We start from the raw sequence: 2,203 nt of genomic DNA on the forward strand, positions 1-2,203 counted from the left end.
AATCAAGCTGTGTCGCGCCGGAGCCAAGCCGGTGGGGCAGGATACCGGCCTGGGAATTATCACTGATTACCTGGCACATCTTGCCGACGAGGGCGGCAACGCTTCTTCGGCCGCGGCACCGGCATCGAGCCACGGTACCGTTGACCGGCACGAAATTCTGGCCGATTATGCGCGTTACCTCAATGAATTGGTGCCACTGTCTGCCGCGCGCCCACTCGTGGTTGCCGTGGATGCCGCTAACGGCATGGCCGGGCACACAGTGCCCGCGGTTTTTGCGGACCTGCCCATCGAGATTCGTCCGCTGTATTTCGAACTTGATGGCACTTTCCCCAACCACGAGGCCAACCCGTTGGATCCGAAGAACCTGGTGGATTTGCAGCGCTTTACCGTAGAACAAGGCGCTGATGTCGGACTAGCCTTCGACGGTGATGCTGACCGCGTGTTCTTGGTGGATGAAAAAGGCCAGCCGGTTTCGCCGTCCGCGATTTGTGCATTGATCGCCGAGCGCATGCTCCAGCGCTATCCGGGGGCGACGATCATCCACAACCTGATTACCTCCAAGATGGTGCCGGAGCTAGTCGAAAAATCCGGCGGCACCGCGGTGCGCACGAAGGTCGGACACTCGTTTATCAAAGCGGAAATGGCGAAACACAATGCTGTTTTCGGTGGTGAGCATTCCGCTCATTATTATTTCAGCGAGTTTTTCAACGCCGATTCCGGCATGCTTGCCGCGCTGCACATGCTTGCGGCACTAGCTGCGCGATGGCTTCCTAACAGCACTATGCCGCCTCGGGCGAGATCAACTTTCGGGTTACTGAGCAGGCTGCCGCCCGCGACAAAGTGCGCCAGGCATTTGCGGACCGAGCTGCAGATATCGACGAATTAGACGGAATGACCGTCAACCTGCAGGCAAGCACTGCGTGGTTTAACCTGCGCGCGTCCAACACGGAGCCATTGCTGCGCCTGAACGTGGAAGCAGAAACTCCGGAACACGTCTCCGAGCTTGTCGACGAAATCTCCGCGCTGGTGTCCTAGCCGCAGTTTCACAGACCGCAGTAAACACCCCGCACTAGAAGGATTATTTTCGATCTATGCAGCCACTCCGACCGGCGATTCGCCGCTACCCGTGGGGCTCGACCACGCTGATCCCTGAGCTGGCCGGCCAACCAGCGACCGGGGATCACATCGCTGAGCTCTGGTTTGGTGCCCATACGGCTGGGCCGGCGCACGTGGTCGCGTCCGATGACACGCTGATCAGTTTGGATGATTACATCGCCGCTGATCCGCACCACCATCTGGGTGCGCGCGTGCACCAGCACGCCGATGGCCGGTTGCCGTTTATGCTGAAGCTTTTGGCTGCAGACGAGCCGTTGTCTTTGCAGGCACACCCGACTCGCGCCGAAGCCGAAGCTGGTTTTGCGCGGGAAAACGCGGCGGGGCTGGCTTTGGATGACCCACAGTGGCATTGACGCAGTTCCGGGCCCTGGCCGGCTTTCGCCCCATTGCTCGTACCCACGAGCTGTTCGCGGTACTCGATTGCCCTGAGCTAGCGCCCTATGTCGAGATTCTAACCAGCGCGAATTCCGCCGGTGAATCCGAACAACTGCACGCGTTGTTTCGACGTTGGGTCACGCTTGCCGACGATGTCCGCGAGGGTCTAATCCGTGCCGTCGTCGACGTGGCCAGCACAATTCTTGCCGATGATTCCGCCTGTGAGTCTGTCGCCGGATGGATTCTGGATAGCCTGCGCACTGTGGTGGACTTACAACGCCGCTACCCCGGGGATATCGGCGTATTGAGTGCATTATTGCTGCATCATGTCACGTTGGAACCGGGGCAAGCGATTTGCCTGAAATCTGGTCAGCTCCATGCCTATCTGGAAGGAATGGGCGTGGAGATCATGGCGAATTCGGATAATGTGCTGCGCGGTGGGCTCACTGAAAAACACGTTGATGTGCCAGAGCTGCTGGAAGTGCTGGATTTTTCTAGTGTGCAGGATCCTATCGTGGAACCATACAGCAGCGCTGACGGTCGGTTGCGTTATCCTGCGCATTCGGATGAATTTGTGCTGGAGCGTGTCGAATTAACCTGTGAGCAACCGACGTTGCGGTGCGAACATGATGGGCCTGCCATCGTCTTGGTTACCCGGGGTGCGGTGCGCTCTGAGGATCGCATCATTCGGCCTACCGAAGCAGTCTGGTTA

General features: G+C 58.7%; 2 protein-coding genes and 1 pseudogene. All 3 read left to right on the forward strand.

What is annotated here, in order from left to right:
• Nucleotides 1-1,035: pseudogene (locus BKN05_RS12255) on the forward strand (phosphohexomutase domain-containing protein); the annotation flags it as partial.
• 56 nt (nt 1,036-1,091) lie between these two features.
• Nucleotides 1,092-1,469: a type I phosphomannose isomerase catalytic subunit gene (locus BKN05_RS12260; protein WP_286688759.1), complete on the forward strand. Its 378-nt coding sequence runs from the start codon at nt 1,092-1,094 to the stop codon at nt 1,467-1,469.
• Nucleotides 1,460-2,203 (forward strand): cupin domain-containing protein (locus BKN05_RS12265; RefSeq protein ID WP_502686347.1); only part of this gene is annotated, 744 nt, incomplete at its 3' end. The genes BKN05_RS12260 and BKN05_RS12265, both read left to right, overlap by 10 nt.

The sequence above is a fragment of the Corynebacterium sp. S5S1 genome, from assembly GCF_001913985.1.
GTDB lineage: Bacteria > Actinomycetota > Actinomycetes > Mycobacteriales > Mycobacteriaceae > Corynebacterium > Corynebacterium marquesiae.